This window comes from Streptomyces sp. MBT53, assembly GCF_016654115.1.
Taxonomy (GTDB): Bacteria; Actinomycetota; Actinomycetes; order Streptomycetales; family Streptomycetaceae; genus Streptomyces.
Genome location: NZ_JAEQAZ010000029.1, coordinates 17,143 through 37,155, shown reverse-complemented (window position 1 = coordinate 37,155; position 20,013 = coordinate 17,143). Strand labels below are relative to the sequence as shown.

Annotated in this window: 15 protein-coding genes; 4 read left to right on the top strand and 11 right to left on the bottom strand. The window is 70.8% G+C overall.

What is annotated here, in order from left to right; translation table 11 throughout:
* Positions 1–3: 3 nt before the first annotated feature.
* Genes trxA through dnaK form a run of 6 tightly spaced genes read right to left on the bottom strand, consistent with a single transcriptional unit; the run spans position 4 to position 6,898 of the window.
* Positions 4–450 (bottom strand): thioredoxin, encoded by a 447-nt coding sequence (gene trxA, locus JHN45_RS13425; RefSeq protein WP_200709522.1) that lies wholly within the window; start codon positions 448–450, stop codon positions 4–6.
* Positions 447–3,086 (bottom strand): ATP-dependent chaperone ClpB, encoded by a 2,640-nt coding sequence (gene clpB / locus JHN45_RS13420; RefSeq protein ID WP_200709523.1) that lies wholly within the window; start codon positions 3,084–3,086, stop codon positions 447–449. The genes trxA and clpB overlap by 4 nt, the downstream gene beginning before the upstream one ends.
* Positions 3,077–3,445 (bottom strand): chaperone modulator CbpM, encoded by a 369-nt coding sequence (locus tag JHN45_RS13415; protein ID WP_200709524.1) that lies wholly within the window; start codon positions 3,443–3,445, stop codon positions 3,077–3,079. Before JHN45_RS13415 ends, clpB begins: the two co-directional genes overlap by 10 nt.
* Positions 3,445–4,380: a DnaJ C-terminal domain-containing protein gene (locus JHN45_RS13410; protein WP_200709525.1), complete on the bottom strand. Its 936-nt coding sequence runs from the start codon at positions 4,378–4,380 to the stop codon at positions 3,445–3,447. Before JHN45_RS13410 ends, JHN45_RS13415 begins: the two co-directional genes overlap by 1 nt.
* 6 nt (positions 4,381–4,386) lie before the next feature.
* Positions 4,387–4,971: a nucleotide exchange factor GrpE gene (locus JHN45_RS13405; RefSeq protein ID WP_200709526.1), complete on the bottom strand. Its 585-nt coding sequence runs from the start codon at positions 4,969–4,971 to the stop codon at positions 4,387–4,389.
* A 10-nt stretch (positions 4,972–4,981) separates the two neighbouring features.
* Positions 4,982–6,898 (bottom strand): molecular chaperone DnaK, encoded by a 1,917-nt coding sequence (gene dnaK, locus JHN45_RS13400; RefSeq protein ID WP_200709527.1) that lies wholly within the window; start codon positions 6,896–6,898, stop codon positions 4,982–4,984.
* Positions 6,899–7,378: 480 nt separating this feature from the next.
* On the opposite strand from dnaK, the gene JHN45_RS13395 reads away from it, so the two are divergent.
* The gene (locus JHN45_RS13395; protein WP_234467673.1) at positions 7,379–9,139 is read left to right on the top strand and encodes a CdaR family transcriptional regulator; all 1,761 of its coding nucleotides are present in this window, start codon (positions 7,379–7,381) and stop codon (positions 9,137–9,139) included.
* Positions 9,140–9,426: 287 nt separating this feature from the next.
* Positions 9,427–10,527 (top strand): glutamate--cysteine ligase, encoded by a 1,101-nt coding sequence (locus JHN45_RS13390; protein WP_200709528.1) that lies wholly within the window; start codon positions 9,427–9,429, stop codon positions 10,525–10,527.
* A 232-nt stretch (positions 10,528–10,759) separates the two neighbouring features.
* Here the strand turns inward: JHN45_RS13390 and JHN45_RS13385 are convergent, their stop codons facing one another.
* Positions 10,760–12,001: an MFS transporter gene (locus tag JHN45_RS13385; RefSeq protein ID WP_200709529.1), complete on the bottom strand. Its 1,242-nt coding sequence runs from the start codon at positions 11,999–12,001 to the stop codon at positions 10,760–10,762.
* A gap of 190 nt (positions 12,002–12,191) precedes the next feature.
* On the bottom strand, positions 12,192–13,055 hold the full coding sequence (locus JHN45_RS13380) for an AraC family transcriptional regulator (protein ID WP_200709530.1): 864 nt from the start codon (positions 13,053–13,055) through the stop codon (positions 12,192–12,194).
* Positions 13,056–13,188: 133 nt separating this feature from the next.
* On the opposite strand from JHN45_RS13380, the gene JHN45_RS13375 reads away from it, so the two are divergent.
* Both JHN45_RS13375 and JHN45_RS13370 read left to right on the top strand, forming a co-directional pair.
* Positions 13,189–14,304 carry a serine hydrolase domain-containing protein gene (locus tag JHN45_RS13375; RefSeq protein ID WP_200709531.1) on the top strand — a complete coding sequence of 372 codons (1,116 nt, stop codon included), beginning with the start codon at positions 13,189–13,191 and terminating at the stop codon, positions 14,302–14,304.
* 300 nt (positions 14,305–14,604) lie between these two features.
* Positions 14,605–16,227: a cellulose binding domain-containing protein gene (locus JHN45_RS13370; protein ID WP_200709532.1), complete on the top strand. Its 1,623-nt coding sequence runs from the start codon at positions 14,605–14,607 to the stop codon at positions 16,225–16,227.
* Positions 16,228–16,301: 74 nt separating this feature from the next.
* Here JHN45_RS13370 and JHN45_RS13365 read toward each other — a convergent pair whose 3' ends face one another.
* The 3 genes from JHN45_RS13365 to JHN45_RS13355 all read right to left on the bottom strand — a co-directional run bounded on the left by JHN45_RS13365 (position 16,302) and on the right by JHN45_RS13355 (position 19,932).
* On the bottom strand, positions 16,302–17,306 hold the full coding sequence (locus JHN45_RS13365; protein WP_200709533.1) for a chitinase: 1,005 nt from the start codon (positions 17,304–17,306) through the stop codon (positions 16,302–16,304).
* A gap of 606 nt (positions 17,307–17,912) precedes the next feature.
* Complete coding sequence (locus JHN45_RS13360; RefSeq protein ID WP_200709534.1) at positions 17,913–18,530, bottom strand: phosphatase PAP2 family protein; 618 nt, start codon at positions 18,528–18,530, stop codon at positions 17,913–17,915.
* Positions 18,523–19,932 carry a diacylglycerol kinase family protein gene (locus JHN45_RS13355; protein ID WP_200709535.1) on the bottom strand — a complete coding sequence of 470 codons (1,410 nt, stop codon included), beginning with the start codon at positions 19,930–19,932 and terminating at the stop codon, positions 18,523–18,525. Before JHN45_RS13355 ends, JHN45_RS13360 begins: the two co-directional genes overlap by 8 nt.
* Positions 19,933–20,013 lie beyond the last annotated feature (81 nt).

Here is a 20,013-nt window from a genome sequence, read left to right as displayed (position 1 = left end):
GGATCACTCTTTCCGGGCCGTGATCGACTGTTCCACCCACCGGCGCAGAGCGGGGGCGGGCGCCGCTCCCGCCTGGCGGGCGATGGTCCTCCCTTTGTCCAGGACGAGCAGTGTGGGTACCGCCTGCACCTCGAACCGCCGCGCCAGCAGCGGGTTCTTGTCGATGTCGACCTTGACCAGCTTGATCGTTCCCGCGAGTTCGGCGGCGACCTTCTCCAGGGCGGGGCTCACCATGCGGCAGGGGCCGCACCAGGTGGCCCACAGGTCGACGACAACGGGTACGGTGGCCTGCTCGACGACCTCGGTGAAGTCGTCGTCGCCCGCGTCGGCCATCCACGGCAGCGGCTGCTTGCAGTTGCCGCACCTGGGGCGGCCCTCGGCGGCCACCGGTATCCGGTTGGTACGCCCGCAGTGCGGGCAGGTCACGTTGGTGGCGTGCACGGTACTCATGCCGCCCGCGCTCCCTTCACGTCCTCGGGCTGCTCGTAGGTGACCACCAGTTCGCCGTGCTCGGCGTCGACGCGCACCGTCGCGCCGTCCTGGACGTCGCCGCGCAGCAGGGCTCGTCCCACCAGTGTCTCGACCTCGTGGGAGATGTAGCGCCGCAGCGGCCGGGCCCCGTACACCGGGTCGTAGCCCTGGTGGGCGATCAACTCCCTAGCGGCATCGGTGAGTTCGACGGTGATGCGGCGCTCGGCGAGCCGCTGCCGCAGCTCGTCGAACTGCAGTTCCACGATCCGCTCGATCTGCCGCTCGCCGAGCGGCTTGAACAGCACGATGTCGTCGACGCGGTTGAGGAACTCCGGGCGGAAGTGCCCGCGCAGCTCCCCCATCACCAGGGCGCGGGCGTCGGGCTTGATGTCGCCCTCGGCGGTGGCGCCGTCGAGGAGGTGCTCGGAACCGATGTTGGACGTCATGATGATCACGGTGTTGCGGAAGTCGACGGTGCGGCCCTGGGAGTCGGTGATTCGGCCGTCGTCGAGGATCTGCAGCAGGGTGTTGAACACATCGGTGTGCGCCTTCTCCACCTCGTCGAACAGCACGACCGAGTACGGCTTGCGGCGTACGGCCTCGGTGAGCTGGCCGCCTTCCTCGTAGCCGACGTATCCGGGGGGTGCGCCCATCAGCCGGCTGACGGTGTGCCGCTCCTGGTACTCGCTCATGTCGAGGCGGACCATGTTCTCCTCGGAGTCGAACAGGGTCCGTGCGAGGGTCTTGGCCAGCTCGGTCTTCCCGACGCCGGTGGGGCCGAGGAAGATGAACGAGCCGATGGGACGGCGCGGGTCGCGGATGCCGGAGCGGGCGCGGATGATGGCGTCGGTGACGAGTTTGACGGCCTCGTCCTGACCGATGACACGCTCGCGCAGGATGTCGTCGAGGCGCAGCAGTTTCTCGCGTTCGCCCTCCTGGAGGCGGGAGACGGGGATGCCGGTCCAGGCGGCAACGATCTCGGCGATCTCCTCCTCGGTGACGACCTCGCGCAGCAGCCGGTTCTGCCCCTGTTTGGCCGCCAGTTGCTCCTCCTCCGCGGCGAGTCGGCGCTCCAGGTCCTGGAGACGGCCGTAGCGGAGTTCGGCCGCGCGGTTGAGGTCGTAGGCGCGTTCGGCCTCCTCCGCCTCGTGGCGGACCTGCTCCAGTTCCTGGCGCAGCTCCTGCACGCGGCGGATCGCCTGCCGTTCGGCCTCCCACTGGGCGTGTTTGGCGTCGGCCTCGCCGCGCAGGTCCGCCAACTCCCTGCGCAGTTCCTCCAGGCGGGTTCTGCTGGCGGGGTCGGTCTCCTTGGACAGGGCCGCGTCCTCGATCTCCAGGCGGGTCACCCGGCGGGTGATCTCGTCGAGTTCGGCGGGCATGGAGTCGATCTCCGTACGCAGCCGGGCGCAGGCCTCGTCGACGAGGTCGATGGCCTTGTCGGGCAGGAAACGGTCGGTGATGTAGCGGTGGGAGAGCGTCGCCGCCGCCACCAGCGAGGTGTCCTGGATCTTGACACCGTGGAAGACCTCAAGGCGTTCGCGCAGTCCGCGCAGGATGGAGACGGTGTCCTCCACGCTGGGTTCGTCGACCACGACCTGCTGGAAGCGGCGTTCGAGGGCGGCGTCCTTCTCGATGTGCTTGCGGTACTCGTCGAGGGTGGTGGCGCCGATCATGTGGAGTTCGCCGCGGGCGAGCATGGGCTTGAGCATGTTGCCCGCGTCCATCGCCCCTTCGGCGGCGCCCGCGCCGACGACGGTGTGCAGTTCGTCGACGAAGAGCAGGATGCTCCCCTGGGCGGCCTTCACCTCGGACAGTACGGCCTTGAGGCGTTCCTCGAACTCGCCGCGGTACTTGGCGCCGGCGACCAGGGAGCCCATGTCGAGGGCGAACACGATCTTGTCGCGGAGTCCTTCGGGCACGTCGCCGCGGACGATGCGCTGGGCGAGGCCCTCGACGATGGCGGTCTTGCCGACGCCGGGGTCGCCGATCAGGACCGGGTTGTTCTTGGTCTTTCGGCTGAGGATCTGGGTGACACGGCGGATCTCGGCGTCCCGGCCGATGACCGGGTCCAGCCGCCCGGACCGGGCTTCGAGGACCAGGTCGCGGCCGTACTTCTCCAGGGCCTCGTAGGCCACCTCGGGATTGGCGGAGGTCACGCGCTGGTTGCCGCGGACCTGGGTGAGCGCGGCGAGGAAGGAGTCCTGGGTCACGCCGTGCTTCTTCAGCAGGCGCCCGGCGGCGGTCGCCGAGCCTTCCGCGGTCAGCGCCAGCAGCAGGTGTTCCACGGACACGTACTCGTCCTTGAGGCGTTTGGCCTCCCGCTCCGCCGCGTCCAGCAGCCGGGCCAGGCGCTGGGTGACGAAGACCTGGCCCGGCGCCGCGCCGGGGCCGGTCACCTTGGGCCGGCGGGAGAGTTCCTCGCGTACGGCCGCGCGCAGCTCCTCGGGCTCGGTGCCCGCCTGCTGCAGCAGTCGCGGGATCAGGCCCTCCTCCTGGTCGAGGAGGGCGAGCAGCAGGTGTTCACCGTCGACCTCGGTATGGCCGAGGCTGCCGGCGGCGCTCTGGGCCTCCTGCAGGGCTTCCTGTGACTTCTGGGTCAGGCGGTTCATGTCCATGGTGGTAGATCACTCCTCATGCCCGCACGCCGCAGCGCGGCTTCGAGCAGGCTGATGCGGTCGAGCAGATCGAGCACCAGACCGAGGGATGCGTAGTTCAGGCACAGCCCGGTGCGCAGGCGTTGGACACGGGCCAGGGCGGCCGGGGCCGCGGGGGTGAACACCAGCCGTCCGGAGGCGTCACGGCCGGCGTCCACCAGTCCGAGGGCGACGAACCGACGGATCAGGTCGGGATGGAGGCCCGAGCGACGGGCCGCGGTCTCCAGGGAGAGCAGGGGCACGGGCACGATCGCGTACCGCGCGCCCACTTCGTGCGTGTGTGCGCGGGACGGGCGGGCCTCGGCCGGTCGGTCGGTCATCAGGTCCTCCTGGGGTCGAACGACGAGACGGCGGCAAGTTCCTCCAGCAGCTCGCGCTCCCGGTCGCTCAGCCGGGGCGGCACCATGATCCGCAGCTCCGCGTACAGGTCTCCGTCCGCGCCGCGCGGGCCCGGCATGCCCTCGCCGCGCAGCCGCAGGCGCCGTCCGCTGGAGGACCCGGCGGGCACGGTCACCTTCGCCGTGTCACCGCCCGGCGTGCGCACCGGCACGGTCGCGCCCAGCGCCGCCTCCCACGGGGTGACCGGAAGCCGCACGTGGACGTCCCGGCCGTCGAGGCGGAACTCGGGGTGCGGCTGGATCCGCACCCGCAGGTACAGGTCCCCGGCGGGAGCGTCGCCGGCGCTCCCGCGTCCGCCCTCCCCAGCAAGCCGGATGCGCTGCCCGTCGATGGTGCCGGGCGGTACGTCGACCTGGTAGCGCCGCTGCCCGTCCGGCCCGGCGAGGGTGACCGTACGGCGTCCGCCCCGATAGGCCTCCTCGACGGTGAGCGGCAGTTCGGCCTCCTGGTCGGCGCCGGGCACGCGCATGCGCCCCGCACCGCCGAACAGCGAGCCGAACAGATCCTCGACGTCGACCCCCTCGCCCCCGAAGCCCGCCGTCGAGTACCGCACCCGCGGACCGCCGCCGGTGGGCCGACGGGAGCCGTTTCCGGCTCCGGCGCCGGCGGCGACCCGCTCCTCCCAGTCCTCCGGCACCTGCCGGAAGTCCTCACCGAAACGGTCGTACCGGGCTCGCTGCTCCGGATCGGACAGGACGCTGAAGGCCTCGTTGATCTCCTTGAACCGCTCCTCCGCCTGGGGGTCCTTGTTGACGTCGGGGTGGTACTTGCGGGCCAGGGTGCGATAGGCCCGCTGGATCTCGTCGCGGTCGGCGGTGCGCGAGACACCGAGCACCTCGTAGAAGTCGCGTGCCATGGCCGCTCACTCCCGCTTGGCTACGGTCACGGCGGCCGGCCGCAGCTGCCGCTCGGCCTCCCCGTAGCCGGGTCGCAGCACCTGGACCACGGTGTTCGGATCCGCGTCGGGATCCTGGACCACGCCGACCACCTCGTGCCGGGCCGGGTCGAACGGCGCGCCGATCTCCGCGTGGCGCGGGTAGCCCAGCCGCTCCAGGACGTTCACGGCCTGGTCGCGTACGGCGCGGACGCCTTCGACGATGGCACCGGGGTCGGCGGTCGCGTGGCTCAGGGCGAGTTCCAGGTTGTCGATGACGGGCAGGAAGGCCGCAGCCGTACGGGCGCGTTCGGCGGCGCCCTCCCGCGCCAGTTCCCTGACGTGGCGTTTGCGCAGATTGTCGAGGTCGGCCAGGGCGCGGCGCCAGCGGTCCTCGGCCTCTCGCAATGCGGCCGCGTACGCGTCGTCGGGTGCGGCGGCGCCGGTTGCGTCGTCGGGCCCTGGCTCGGCCTCCTCGGTCGGCGGTCCAGGCTGCTCAAGGTCCCCGCGCGGCGGCTGTACGGCGCCTTCCGGCGGCGGGTCGGGCGCTGGGCCCCGGGGTGGGATGGGCATGGCGGACACCTCAGCCCTTGTCGAACTCGGCGTCGATCACGTCGTCGTCGCCCCCGGCACCGCCCGGCGCGGAGCCGCCGGCACCGGATCCGTCCGGTGCGCCGGAGCCTGCCGGACCGCCCTCGGCAGATCCCGCCTGGTGGGCCGCGAGCCCCGCGAAGACCTGCTGGAGTTCGGATGTCAGCGGCCGGACCTTGTCCACCCCGGCCTCGTCCTTGACCGCCTCGCGGGCCTCGGTCACCAGCATCTCGGCGCGGGCCTTCTCATGGGCGGGCGCGGTGTCGCCGAGCTCGCCGAGGCGCTTTTCGACCTGGTAGGCGACGGCGTCCAGTTCGTTGCGGGCGTCGACCGCCTCGCGCAGGGCCTGGTCCTGGTCGCGGTTGCGGTCGGCCTCCTGGACCATCCGCTCGACCTCGCCGCGGTCGAGGTTGGAGCTCTCGCTGATGGTGATGCCCTGCTCCTTGCCGGTGTCCTTGTCGCGCGCGGTGACGTTGAGGATGCCGTTGGCGTCGACGTCGAAGGTGACCTCGACCTGTGCCTCGCCGCGCGGCGCGGGGCGGATGTCGGTGAGCTGGAAGCGGCCCAGGACGCGGTTGTCGGCGGCCCTCTCCCGTTCCCCCTGCAGGACGACGACATCGACGGCGGGCTGGTTGTCCTCGGCGGTGGAGAAGGTCTCGGTGCGGCGCACCGGGATGGTGGTGTTCCGCTCGATGATCTTCGTCATCACACCACCGCGTGTCTCCACGCCCAGCGACAACGGGGTGACATCGAGCAGCAGGACGTCCTTGACCTCGCCCTTGAGGACCCCGGCCTGGATCGCGGCGCCCATCGCCACGACCTCGTCGGGGTTGACGCTCATGTTGGGGTCCTTGCCGCCGGTCAGCCTCCGCACCAGCGCCTGGACCGCGGGAATGCGGGTGGAGCCGCCGACGAGGATGACCTCGTCGATGTCGTTGTCACTGACCTTGGCGTCGTCCATGGCCTGCCGCACCGGACCCAGGCAGCGCTCCACCAGGTCGCCGGTGATCTGCTCGAACGTGGACCGCATGATCGTCGTGGTCAGGTGCTTGGGCCCGGAGGCGTCGGCGGTGATGAACGGCAGGCTGACCTGCGTCTGGGTCACCGAGCTGAGCTCCGTCTTGGCCTTCTCGGAGGCCTCGAACAGCCGTTGCAGCGCCTGCGGGTCCTTGCGCAGGTCGATGCCGTTCTCCTTCTGGAAGCCGTCGGCGAGCTGGTCGACCAGCCGGCGGTCGAAGTCGTCGCCGCCCAGATGGGTGTCGCCGGCTGTGGACCGCACCTCCACCACGCCGTCGCCGACGTCGAGGACGCTGACGTCGAAGGTGCCGCCGCCCAGGTCGAAGACGAGCACGGTCTCGTGCTCCTTCTTCTCCATGCCGTAGGCGAGAGCGGCCGCGGTCGGCTCGTTGATGATCCGCAGCACTTCCAGGCCGGCGATCCGTCCGGCGTCCTTGGTGGCGGTGCGCTGGGCGTCGTTGAAGTAGGCGGGCACGGTGATGACCGCCTCCGTGACCCGCTCGCCCAGTTGCTTGGAGGCGTCGTCGGCGAGCTTGCGCAGCACCTGCGCGCTGATCTCCTCGGGAGCGTAGAGCTTGTCGCGCACTTTGAAGCGGGCGGCGCCGCCGTCCCCCTCGACCACGTCGTACGTGACGGCCTTGGCCTCTTCGGAGATCTCGTCGAAGTGCCGGCCGATGAACCGCTTGGCCGAGTAGATGGTGCCCTTGGGGTTGAGGATCGCCTGCCGGCGGGCCAGCTGGCCCACCAGGCGCTCGCCGGTGTCGGTGAAGGCCACCACGGACGGCGTCGTGCGGTTGCCCTCGCTGTTGGGGACGACCGTCGGCTCGCCGCCCTCCCAGACGGCGATCACCGAGTTCGTGGTGCCCAGGTCGATGCCTACTGCCTTGGCCATGAGGAACTCCTTCCGCGACGGGCGGCCCCCTCGGCCCTCGGAGCAGCGCCTGATCTTCCGCACTGGCCCAGGTGGCCGCGCGACCGCTCCGCGGGCGGCTGCTGTTGAAAGCCGCGCTGTGTGTGCCGGTGCCGGTCCCGCCGTTCAGCGTGGCCCTGCCACGTCTCATGCGGCCGGTCACCTGCTCGACCGGTCCCGGACGGTGCTCCTTCGGGCCCGTTCGTTCATCAGCCGGCCCTCTGTGCCGCAGCCACCAGTGCGCCCGACGATCCCTGACAAGCCCACAGTGGCAAGTGAGGAGCCCGCCCCGCCTGACCCCGGCAGGTCGGAATTCGACGCGGTCGATCGGTCCACGAGAACAAGACCGAATTCGGAGGAGTCCGGTGTCCTTGCCCGAGCTGGGTACTCGGGCCTCGCCCATGTACGGATTCCACGATTTACTCGATCGCCTCCGACTGCCGGAGGAGAACGGAGTGATCAATGGACCGCCACCCGGCACGAAGGCTGTCCTCCCACTCCTCCGCCCAGGAAGTGACCCACCACCCGAGCGACACCGCGGGCACCGGACGCCACGACCCCCGTCCACTCGCGGCGCTGGATCCGCACGGGCTGCTGGTGCTGTCCCACGCCCTGTTCTCCTGCGCGGAGCAGGGTGAGATCGTGCGGTCGGCGATGCGGCACGTCAGTGCCCTTGGTCCCTACCACGCCGAGGCCGGATACCTCGCGACGGGCGACGGTCTGTCGCGCGTCCCCGGCCCCGACGCGGGAGCGTCGACGGTCGACGACGCACGGATGCAGGAGCTGGGCGCGGCCGACGGCTCCGTATCCCTTCCGGAGCGGTCCTGGAACTGGGCGTTCGGCCTGCGCGGGGCCGGCGGTCTGCTCGGCTACCTCGTGGTCTCCTCCGCCTCGGAGCCCGACGAGCAGGGGCACTTCCTCCTCTCGACCCTCGCGGGTCTCACCTCGGCGGCACTGTCGATGGCGGCCACGCGCCCCGCGCACCATGACAACGACGGCGAACCGAGTCGGCTCCGCGCGGAACGGGACACCGCGCTGAGGCAGTTGGACACGATGCGCTCCGAGCTGCACCTGCACGAGACCGTGCACGAGACGCTCGCCCGTGTCGCTGCCCGAGGTGGCGGCGAGGACGCCATCACCGAAGCGCTGTACGAACTCACCGGGCTGTCGGCACTCATCGAGGACCGGTTCGGCAACCTGAGGTCCTGGGCCGGTCCCGACCGGCCCGACCCCTATCCGGTGCGCTCCTCGAGCCACCAGGACGAGATGCTGCGGCAGATCGCGCACGAGGCGGGTCCCGTCAAGGTCAAGGGCCGGCTGATCGCCCTGGCGCGGCCGCGCGGCGAACTCCTCGGCGTACTCGCCCTCGAGGACCCCGGGGCGACGGCCGACGAGCACACCGTGTTCGCCCTGGATCACGCCCAGCAGTTGCTCGCCCAGGAGCTCATGCATACACGCGAACTCACCGAGGTCGGACAACGGCTTCGCCGCCGGCTGATCGACGACCTGTTGGAGGGCACTGACGAGAAGAGTGCCTACGCCCGGGCCGAAGCCGTCGGCCACGACCTGCACCGTACCCATTACGTGGTCGTGGTGCAGTGGCCGGGCGATGCCCCGGACGACTCCTTCACCCGTGCCGTCGAGCAGAACACGGCCGCCCCGGCGACCCGCCCGCTGATCACCCGTCGCGGCGACCGCGTGATCCTGCTGACCGAAGCGAGGCCCGACGACAGTGCCGTGCACGCGGCCCTGGCCCAGGAGCTGGGGACGCCCGACGGGGCGATCGGGGTGAGCACCCCCTGCGACTCCCCGAGCGCCGTTCCCCGCTGCCATCAGGAGGCACTGCGGGCTCTGGAGGTACGGCAGAACTCCCGTCAGCGCAGCGGGACGACATTCTTCGACGAGCTCGGGCTGTACCGGATCCTGGGGCCCGGCAACTCTCTCCGGGAGCTCGAAGGCTTCGTGCGGGAGTGGCTCGGCCGGCTGATCGACTACGACGCGGGACACGACACGGAGTTGGTGGAGACGCTCTCGCGCTACTTCGACTGCGGAGGCAACTACGACGACGCGGCCGCCGCCCTGACGGTCCACCGCAGCACCCTGCGCTACCGGCTGCAGCGCATCCGTGAGATCAGCGACCGCGACCTGGCGGATGTGGACACCCGGCTCAATCTGCAGGTGGCAACACGCGTCTGGAAGATCATCCTGGGCGGGCGGCGCTGACCGCGGCTCCCCGGAGGGGCCGGTGTGGCGCGTCGGCCCCGCACTCGAATCAGGTCGCCTGCAACTTCGACTCCCCGAGGGTCATCGTTCAGATGACCACTTGCCTGTCATCGCGCGGATGACATGCGACAACGATGTCAGACGAAGCGCACCGGCAGTTCCCGCCAGAGCTGTGGAGATGTTTTCGCGATGCCGATGCGCACCGACCGGCGGGCCGGCCGGCGGCGCCAGGGCCACCAGAAACACGATTCTGTCGTGGAAGCGCAGATCGGGGGCACTCCACCACTATGACGACAGGTGTGACGCTCGGCGTCGAAGAAGAGTTCCTGCTGCTCGATCGTGAGACGGGGCTGCCCGCGCCGCGCGTCGGCGATGTCCGTGCCGCAGCGGGGCGCGAGCCCGGGGTGCGGAGGGAGGACATCGACACCGAACTGCTCCAGGCGCAGGTGGAGGTCGCCACGCCGGTGTGTTCCGACCTCGCGGAGGTCGCCGCGCACCTCACCCGGTTCCGGCGCGCGGTGGGCGGCGCCGCTCGCAGCGCGAACTGCCGGCTCGCGGCGACCGGCGGCGCGCCGCTGGCCGGTGCCTCGACGGTGCCTGTCACCGCGCAGCAGCGCTACCAGGCCATGCGGGCCGAGGCCGCGCGGCTGGTCGACGAGCAGCTGATCTGCGGCATGCACGTCCATGTCGCCGTGCCGGACCGCCAGGCCGGTGCCGCCGCGCTGGGCCGGCTGAGACCCTGGCTGCCGACACTGGTGGCCCTGGGCGCCAACTCCCCGTTCTGGGAAGGGCGGGACACCGGTTTCGCGAGCTGGCGCACCGTGGTCTTCGGCCGCTGGCCGATCAGCGGCTCGCCGCCCTTCTTCACCGGCGCCGCGCACTACGAGGAGCAGGTGACCGCTCTGCTGGCCACCGGCGTCGTATCCGACCGTGGCCAGTTGTACTGGCATGCCCGGCTGTCCGACAATTACCCGACGCTGGAGGTACGCGCACCGGATGTCCAGTTGGAGGTCGACAGTGCGGTCACCCTCGCCGGGCTCACCCGCGCACTGGTGGTGACCGCGCTGAGCGAGGACCGTCGCGATCTGCCGGTTCTGGATCCCTCGTCCGAAATCCTGCAGGCCTCCGGATGGCACGCGGCACGCTACGGCTTGAGCGGGGATCTGGTCGACCCCCGTACCGGCACGTCCTCCCCGGCAGCCGCGGTGGTGGGCGCCATGCTCGATCGCCTCACACCCGCGCTCAAGGAACTCGGGGACGTCGACCGGGTGTCCGCCGGCGTGCAGCGGCTGCTCGAGCAGGGCACGGGAGCCGCAAGGCAGCGTGCCGCGCTCGCCGAAGGCGGCACGGAGGCGCTTCTGGATCTGTTCGCACCCCCACCCGCGTAACCTGCCGCCACGGCGCCCTCTCGGGCGTTGCCGGGCCCCTGCGGCTGTCGCTGGACCAGGCAGCAGGGGCCCACCACACGTTGGACGCGGGCACGGTGTTCGGCCGGATCGCGCTGAAGCCATGAACCGCGGGAACGGTGTTCGGGGCCCCGAGCAACGGGAGCGATGTCGCCCCCCGCCTGCCGGTCCCACCGCCTCCTGCCTCCGCTCGGGCCGGTGAGGGGGGTGTGTCTCAGGCGTCGCCGGCGGTCCGCGTCCGAGACGTCGACGACACGGGCTCTGCCGGGGTCGGGTCCGGGGTCGGGGAGGCGGTGATCAGTGTGGAGCTGCCGGTGTCACGGTCCGTGAGACCCGCGAGGAGGGCGAGAGCAAGGCCGGCTGCGGCGAGCGTCGCTCCGACCAGGGCCGGTGATGCCCAGCCCCAGCCTGCGGAGATGGCCAGGCCGCCGAGCCAGGCGCCACCCGCGTTGGCCAGGTTGAAGGCGGAGTGGTTGGAGGCCGCGGCCATCGTCGGGGCATTCTTCGCCTTGGCCATGAGCAGCATCTGCACGGGCGTGGTGACCAGCGCGCCCATCGCGCCCATGAACACGAGGGTCACCAGAGCGGGGACGGTGCTGTGCACGGTGAAGTAGAACGCCACCAGCGTCGAACCGAGCAGGAGGAGACCCCCGTACAACGTCGGGCGCAGGGCCCGGTCGCTGAGCGGACCCGCGATCAGTGTGCCCAGCGTCATGCCGATGCCGTAGAGGGCGAGGACCCAGGTGGTGGAGGAGTCGGCGAGGCCGGTCACATGGGTCAGGATCGGCACCAGATAGCTGTAGACGGCGAAGAATCCGCCGAATCCCACGACGGCGGTGGCCAGGCCGAGGGCGACCTGCCGGTTGCCCATCGCCTTCAGTTCGTGCCGGATGCCGGACTGGTTGCCGCGGGGCTGATGGGGGACGAAGGCGGCCAGCGCTGCCAGCGCGAGCAGGCCGATGACGGCGACGCCGCAGTAGGCGTACCGCCAGCCGAGGTGCTGGCCGAGGGCGGTGCCGGCCGGGACGCCGACGATGTTGGCGATGGTGAGCCCGAGGAACATCCTCGACACGGCCCGCCCGGCTCGTTCGGGGGCGACCAGCCGGGAGGCCACGACGGCGCCCACACCGAACAGCGCGCCATGGGGCAGGCCCGCCAGGAACCGTGCGGCGAACAGCAGGCCGAAGTTCGGGGCGAGAGCGGAGGCGACGTTGCCGATCACGAACATCGCGGACAGCAGGAGCAGGAGCCGTTTGTGGGCGATGCGTGCGCCGATGCCGGTCAGGACGGGCGCCCCGACGACGACACCGAGCGCGTAGGCGGAGACGAGGTTGCCGGCGTGCGGCACGGACACTCCGACGCCGTCGGCGATCTGGGGCAGCAGCCCCATGGTGGCGAACTCGGTCGTTCCGATACCGAACGCGACGAGGGCGAGGGCCAGCAGGGCCAGTGGCATGGGGCGCGAGTACCTTTCACGGGCTGCGGTCTGCGTGCGGATGCGGGGGGAAGAGGGCAGGACCGTGATGCGTCCGGTTCGCCCTGTTTCTGTAACCTGTCGCCTCGGTCGCCGTTGCCCGATGCGCCCCTGGGGGGCAGGAAGAGTCTACGAGGGCTCCGGGCGCCGCTCGCCCAGCCGTGAGGTCAGGTCAGGACCGTTCGATCGGGATCCACAGTTGGGAGTGGGTCTCCGCGTCGATCTCCACGGGTCGCGTCCGCAGGAGTTCCGGACCTGGCCGGCTCGTGTACGGGTTGGAGGGGAACCACTGTGTGAACACGTCCCGCCACAGTGCCTGGAGCGCGCTCGGATAGGGCCCGTCGTCGTCGAACACCGCCCAGGTCCCGGCCGGTACGTCGAGGGCGTCGAGTTCCTCGATGTCCGACTCCGGGCCGGTGGCCACCCCGATCCAGTAGTCCGCCTCGGCCCCCTCCTCCCGGCTGTCGGTCAGATACACCGCTGCCGACAGGATCCCCTCCGGTTCCCGGTCGGCCAGCTCCTTCATCCGTATGATCGTCCGCTCGTCCAGGCTCTCCAGGTGCGCCACGGCGACCGCGTTGAGCCCCTCGTGCACCAGCGGGACCCGCGCCTTCCTGCCGACGATCCGGAACGCCTCCTTCTCCACGATCCGGTAGCGCATCGCCGTACTCCCTTCGACGACGACGCGGAAGGACATGCGCGGCTGCGCCGTGAGCAGTGCGCCCGTGCGCCGGGCCTCGCCGGGACCGATGCCGTGCACCGACCGGAACGCCCGGGCGAACGCCTCGCCCGAGCCGTAGCCGTACCGCACCGCGACATCGAGCAGCGTGCGTTCCCCGGCCAGCACCTCGGCCGCGGCAAGAGTCATCCTGCGGCGCCGCACGTAGACCGGGAGCGGCATCCCGGCGAGGGCGGAGAACAACCGCCGGAAGTGGTACTCCGACACCGCGGCGATCCGGGCCGCCTCGGCCACGTCGACCTCCCGGTCGAGGCGGGCCTCCAGGTGGTCCAGCGCCTGATTCAGCCGCTCCAGCACGTGTGTCCGTACCCTTCCTGCCGATACGACCGGGCCGTCTTCAGGTGTAGGCGACTTCTTCGCGCCCCGCCCGACAGAAGCCGTGCGGGAACTGTCGGGCGGGTGGCCTCGGCGTTGCCTGAGGCTGGCGCACATGACTGATGTTAAAGGGCTGTGCGAACCGCGGTTCGCCGCAGTCGAGGCGGCCCTCGCGGCCTCGCTCGACAAGGACGATGTGGGCGCCTCGGTCGCCGTCTACCTCGACGGCGAACCGGTGGTCGACCTGTGGGGCGGGTACGCCGACGCGGACCGCACCGTGGGCTGGGAGCGCGACACCCTCACGGGCGTGAACTCGACGACCAAGAACATGACCGCCTTGTGCGCGCTGGTCCTGGCCGACCGGGGCCGGCTCGATCTGTCCGCGCCGGTCGCCACCTACTGGCCCGAGTTCGCCGTAGCGGGCAAGGAGCGTCTGCTGGTCCGCCATGTGCTGTCCCATACCGCGGGGCTGCCGGACCTGTCCGGGCCGACGGCGGTCGAGGATCTCTACGACTGGCAGAGCGTGACGGCGGGGCTGGCCGCGCAGGCCCCCGAGTGGGAGCCGGGAACCGCCGCCGGGTACCACGGGCTCACCTTCGGGTACCTGATCGGTGAGATCGTCCGCCGCGTCACCGGCCGCTCCCTCGGCGATTTCTTCGCGGAGGAAGTGGCCAAGCCGCTGGGCGCGGACTTCCACATCGGGCTCTCCGCCGCCGACGACCGCCGCGTCGCACCGCTCGTCCCGCCGCCGTCGCTGACCGACGAGTACACCGCCGCCGCACCGACCGGGCCGGACGGCACACGTCGGGAGCACGACGGTGTCGCGGTCCGGGTCAGGGATGCCAACTCCGTTGCCTGGCGCCGCGCGCAGATCCCCGCGGTGAACGGCTTCGGCAACGCCCGGTCCGTCGCCCTCGTCCAGTCGGTGCTGGCGAACCGGGGTGCCGTCGGTGGCGTGCGGCTGCTGTCGCCCCAGGGCTGCGAGCCCGCGTGGCAGGAGGTGTTCCGCGGCGAGGACCGGGTGCTGCGGACCCCGATGTCCTGGACGGTGGGCTTCGGCAAGTTCGGCACGATGTTCGGTTGGGGCGGATGGGGCGGCTCGCTCGTCGCGAGCGACCCCGACGCTCGGATGACGGTGGCCTACGTGATGAACCAGATGCTCGACCGGGAGCAGCAGGAGGACAGCCGCGGCATGGAGATGATCATGGCTGCCTACGGCGGACTGCGGTGACAACCCGCGGCAACTCGCGCCCCCGAGACCGGAATTGGTCTAGCCGAATCTTTCCCAGATCTCTTGACGCAGGCCGACGCGGACGGCCACGCTTCGTACCGCAGGCAGATGTAAGGAAAGTTTCCGATTAACTTCACGACTCGCCGTTCGACGGATTTCCCCTGCCTCACCCCGCCCTGATCACGTCGCACGGCTCCTCCCCACCCACACCTCCGCACCGTGCGACGGGCCTGCAGGGCACCGCAATCCGCGTATCGGCGCGACGCCGTGCGCGGCCTCGCCCCACGGAGGAGCAACCGCATGAGACGTGCGTCGCTGCGCGCCGCATTGACCGCCGCCCTGATGGCCGGCGGCCTGGCCACGACCGCCGCCCCGGCCGCCCACGCGGCCGACAACACCGGTCTGATCGCCTCCTTCGGCATCACCTCCACCTGGGGTGCCGGATTCGAGGGCGGCTACACGGTCACCAACAGGTCCACCCACACGGTCAGTTCATGGACCATCACCTTCACATTGCCCGCCACCGAGGCCGTCACCAGTTCATGGAACGGCACGGTCACCCACAGCGGGACGCAGTACACGATCACCTCCCCCTCCTGGGAGGCCCCGCTCGCGCCCGGTGACTCCGCGCCCGTCGTCGGCATGGACTTCAGCTACACCGGCGCGGTCGTCCAGCCCAGCGCCTGCCTGATCAACAACGGCCCCTGCGCCGGCGTCCCCGCCGACACCTCCGCACCCTCGACCCCCAGCGGGCTCGCCGTCCGGGCCACCGGCCCCGGCAGCGTCACGCTGGGCTGGAACGCCTCGACCGACAACGTCGGGGTGGTCGGCTACCGGGTCTACGAGGGCAGCGACGTCATCGCCACCACCTCCGGCACCGGCACCACGTTCACGGTGATCGGCCTGCTCGCCGGCAGCAGTCACAGCTTCTCGGTGACCGCGCTCGACGACTCCAACAACCAGTCGGCGCACTCCGCGACACTCACCGCGACCGCGGGCAGCGGCACAACTCCCGGCGTGGCGGCCCCCTTTGTCGACCTCGGCGCCTACCCGACGCCGAACCTCACGCAGATCGCCACGAACACCGGGCTGCGGCAGTTCTCGCTCGGCTTCATCACCGCCGGGTCGACCGGCTGCTCGGCCAGCTGGTTCAACTCCTATGACCCGGGCACGGCTTGGGACCGGGCGGATTTCGACTCCCTGCGCGCGATGGGCGGTGACGTACGGCCGTCCTTCGGCGGCGCGTCGGGCACCGAACTGGCCCTCGCCTGCACCAGCACGACCGCGCTCCAGGCGCAGTACCAGAAGGTCGTGGACTCCTACGCCCTGGACCGCGTGGACTTCGACATCGAAGGCGCCGCGGCGGTCGACCACGCCTCGATCGACCGGCGCTCGACGGCCGTGGCCGCCGTCCAGGCCGCGCAGCGCGCCAAGGGCCGCGACCTCAAGGTCACCCTCACACTCCCGGTCCTGCCCAGCGGCCTCACCGCCGACGGCGTCTACATCCTCGACTCCGCCAAGTCGCACAACCTGAACGTCGACACCGTCAACCTGATGGCCATGGACTACGGCGACAGCGCCGCGCCCAGCCCGGCCGGGAAGATGGGCAGTTACGCCATCCAGGCCGCGACCTCGACCCGCGCCCAGATCGCCTCGGTGTGGCCGAACCTCACCACCGCCCAGACCTGGGCGATGGTGGGACTCACCCCGATGCTCGGCCAGAACGACACCGCCAGCGAGGTGTTCACCGCCGCCGACGCACAACAGGTGCTCACCTTCGCCAAGCAGAACCACCTGGGCGAGCTGGGCTTCTGGGACGTCACCCGCGACGGGAACGCCTGCACCGGTGCCTTGAGCAAGTGCACGAACATCCCGCAGACCCCGTACCAGTTCTCCAAACTGTTCGCGACCTACACGGGCTGACCCCGCGAGGGAACTCCGCGTCGCACGACCATGTGCGCCGCACTCCGCTGGCCCCGGGGATCGCCCGAGCCGGGTCAGCGGAGCGTGCGGGTGAACTGGTACGCGCTCTGCGACGTGCCGCTGCAGGTGTCGGACAGCTGACCATTGGTCGCGCAGGCCTTGTCGCGGCCCAGCGACCAGAAGGACAGTTCCTGGATGCCCTTGCTCGCGGCGAAGTTGGCGAGCGTGGTGGCGTTGGCGGTGCTGAACACCTCGGCTGTGGAGTCGTTCACGCCGATCATGGGCGTGTTCCCCTCCATGGCCCACAGCTGTGCGGAACTCTTGGTCGTCCAGATCCGGCCCAGTTGGTCGTGCAGGGCGGTCGCCGCGCCGGTGGCCGCCTTGCCCATGTCCATGGCCGGGCCGTAGTCCATGGTCATGATGTTGACCAGGTTGACCGTCAGGGCGTTGCTCTTGGCGTTGTTCAGCAGGTTGATGGAGTTCTGTTCCAGGCCGGTCGGGTTGACCGGGAGGGTGTACTGGACGTCGAGTCGGCGCCCCGCGGTCGCGTACTCGCTCTGCAACTGCGCCAGGGCCTTGTTGCGCCGGTCGTTGGCAGCCGTGTTGTTGAGGGTCGAGCCCTCGATGTCGAGGTCGACGCGGGTGAGGTTGAGGCTGTCGATGACCCGCTTGTACTGGGCCTTGAGGGACGACACCGAGGTACAGGCGACGCCCAGTTCGGTGCCGGAGGCGCCGCCGAAGGAGGCGATGACGTCGCCGCCGGCCGCCCTCGTGGAGTTGATGGCGGCGGTCCAGGAGGAGTCGGTGATGGACGTGTCGCCGTTGAAGGTCGCGTTGCAGCCGCTTCCGGCGATGACGAAGGCGAGGGTGAAGTACTTCTGGCCGGTGGCGTTGCGTGCGTTGGCGAGGGCGGACGGGGAGTTCCAGGTCTCGGCGTACGGTGCCGAGTACCGGGCGGGGAAGCCGGGCCCGGGGTTCGCCGCGGTCGGGGCGGCGGATGCCGAGGGGGCGACGACGGCTGCCACCGCCGCACCGGCGGTCACGGCAACGGCCAGTGTGTAGCTGCTGTTTCGACGCATGAGTCCTCCAAGACGCAGCGCACCCGGTGCGCTGGTGGGGGGTAGAGGAAACCACCACCTGTTCATGTGCATGAACACTTTCCGTTCATGTGAACAGGCTGAAGCCATTAAGGCCTAGACCAATGCGCCCGTCAACCCCTGTGACACCAACTGGTGGATGCAACGCCCTTGCACCGACGGTCAGTTGGAGAGGTCAGTCCGTCGCGGAAGCGGAAGAGGAGAGCGCAGGAGAGGACATACCGCGGCCCCGAGGCGATCGAAGCACTCGGGGCCGCTCTGCGCGTTGCGGGAATGGAGGGCGGTCGCCTACGCGGCGATACGCTCTGCGGGGCTTCAGCCGGACGATCGTCCCCGCAGGCAATAGGTGAGGCCCGGGGACACTGTGCCCTCCACTCCCACGATCCTTCCAACCACATTGCCCCGCTGTGCATTCCCGGGCGGCAGGACGGCAAGCATGTCCGTGACGACCGACGCGTACAGCCCGAACATGGACATCACTGCTGCACCGCGCGTCCTCGTCATCGGGCTTGATCCGCATCGGGTACCTGATTCGGCGGCACGCGCCCACTGCGGCCATCGCGTTCAACAGCACCCCGGACACCACGTCTAGTGGCCGCAGGTCGGCCGCCCGACGCTGCCGCCGCCGGAGCCGTCCCAGTGTGCGGCCGCCGCGAGGACGGCGGCCGCCGCACCCGTTCCGAGTACGGCGCCGGCGACGACGTCGCCCGGATAGTGCACTCCGGTGTGGACGCGCGAGTAGCCCACGGCTGAGGCCAGCAGGCCGAGAGGGACCGTGACGGCCGGGAACGCGGGTCCGACCGCCGCCGCGAAGGCCACGGCGGAGGCGGTGTGGCCGGAGGGGAACGAGGCGGAGGCCGGCATGGGGACGTGCCGACCGGGGAACGGCGAGTCCTCGGCGCGGTGCGGGCGTGGCCGCCGTACAAGACGCTTGCCGAGCAGGTTGGCCGTGGTGGAGGCGACGCCGATCGCCGCTACGCCGAGCACCGCGGCGCGCCGGGAGCGGCCTGGGCGCAGAGCCAGGGCGGCGGCGATCAGGAGAGAGATCTTGGAGTGGTCGGCCGCCGCGGACAGTCGGCGCAGCGCCGAGTCCAGGGCCGGTGTGCTGGTGACCGTCACCGCTTCGTAGAGCGCCTGGTCGAGGCGGGCGAGATCGCGCAACAGACCCTGCGGTACTCGCTGTTGCCGAGGGCGACGCTCAATCATCGCTCTGCTCCTGGTTCTTGTCGCGTGAGGGGGCTGCGGGGTCGTGGCTCTCGGGTTCGTGGGGCGACCGGTCGAAGGCGAGGCGCAGGATGCGGTACCAGTCGACGGTCGGTGCGACGTACGGCGCCCCGGGACGTTCCCGTGGCACGCGCACCCGCAGGGCGCCTGGCCGTATCGTGCACACGACGGGCGGGGGCAGGACGAGCGCCTCGCCGTCCACGGCCACCGGGATGGTCTCCTCGTCGGACTCCACGACGACGCTGCGGGACGTCAGGGTCGTGATGCCGCTGGCCCGCTCCCCCAGCAGCGCCAGTTCGGCGGCTTGTACCGCGCCCTCCACCCGGACCGCGATCACGCCGAACGTGCCCGTGTCGAGCCGTTCCCTGCGGCCACCGGCCAAGGGGTCGGCCCGTGCGTAGGGGTTGTTGCTGACCAGCACCGCCTGTGGAGCCTCCAACCGCTCCTCGTCGGTCCGGGCACTGAGTGCGGCGCCCGCCTCGCCGGCCAGCAGGTCCGGCAGCTGGTCGAGCGCGGTGACCGCCTTGGCGTCGCGGTAGTCGGGGTTCTGCACGATGTGCGCGTACGTACCGAACGAGGCGGTGTTGACGAACGGCCGGCCGGAGATGTCCCCGAGGTCGACGCGGAGTTCCACACCGTCCGAGAGCGCCTCCAGGCTGCTCACCGGATCGTCCCGGTCCAGGCCGAGGTCCATGGCGAAGTGGTTGCGGGTGCCGGCCGTGACGACCATGAACGGCAGACCGTGTTCGGCGGCCACTCCCGCCACAAGGGCCTGGGTGCCGTCGCCGCCGGCCACACCGAGCAGGTCCGCTCCCTCGGCGACGGCCTGCCGGGCCAGTGCCACGGGATCCGGATCGGTGTCGAGGTCGAGCAGGATCACCCGCGCGCCCAGGGCCTCGGCCCGCTCCACGAGTCCGTACCGCCCGACCTTCCCGCCACCGGACTTCGGATTCATGATCAGCACGGCCCGGCGGGGCGGGCGCACCGTGCGGGTGTGCATGCCGTGCGGCTTGCGCAGCCGGCGCAGGGCGCCGCGCGCGCAGCCGAGCGCGGCCGTCCATGCCGCGAGGGCGACCACCGCGACCAACCACAGGCCCGACACGGCGTACAGCACCAGGACGCCGACGGGTGCGGCGATCGCCAGCAGGGCACCGAGGAGCCGGGCGAATCCGCGGTGCGCCAGCGCCCACCACAGGCCCGCGCCGGCCAGTCCGAGGCCCGCCAGACCCAGCAGCAGGATGAACACATGGCTGGTGCCGGCCACCACTGCCGCCACCGCTCCCGCGACGCACAGCAGGGCGAGGCGGGCCAGGGCTCGCGCCGAACCGAGACCCGTGCCGGGTCCGTGGCGCTCGGTCTCGCGCGTCGTTCCGGTCTTGTTCAATGTCGCTTCCCGGTCATGGCCCCGTCGGTGATCGACCGAGCCTCGACGACATGCGTCGCAGAGTGGATCAAGACTACAGGC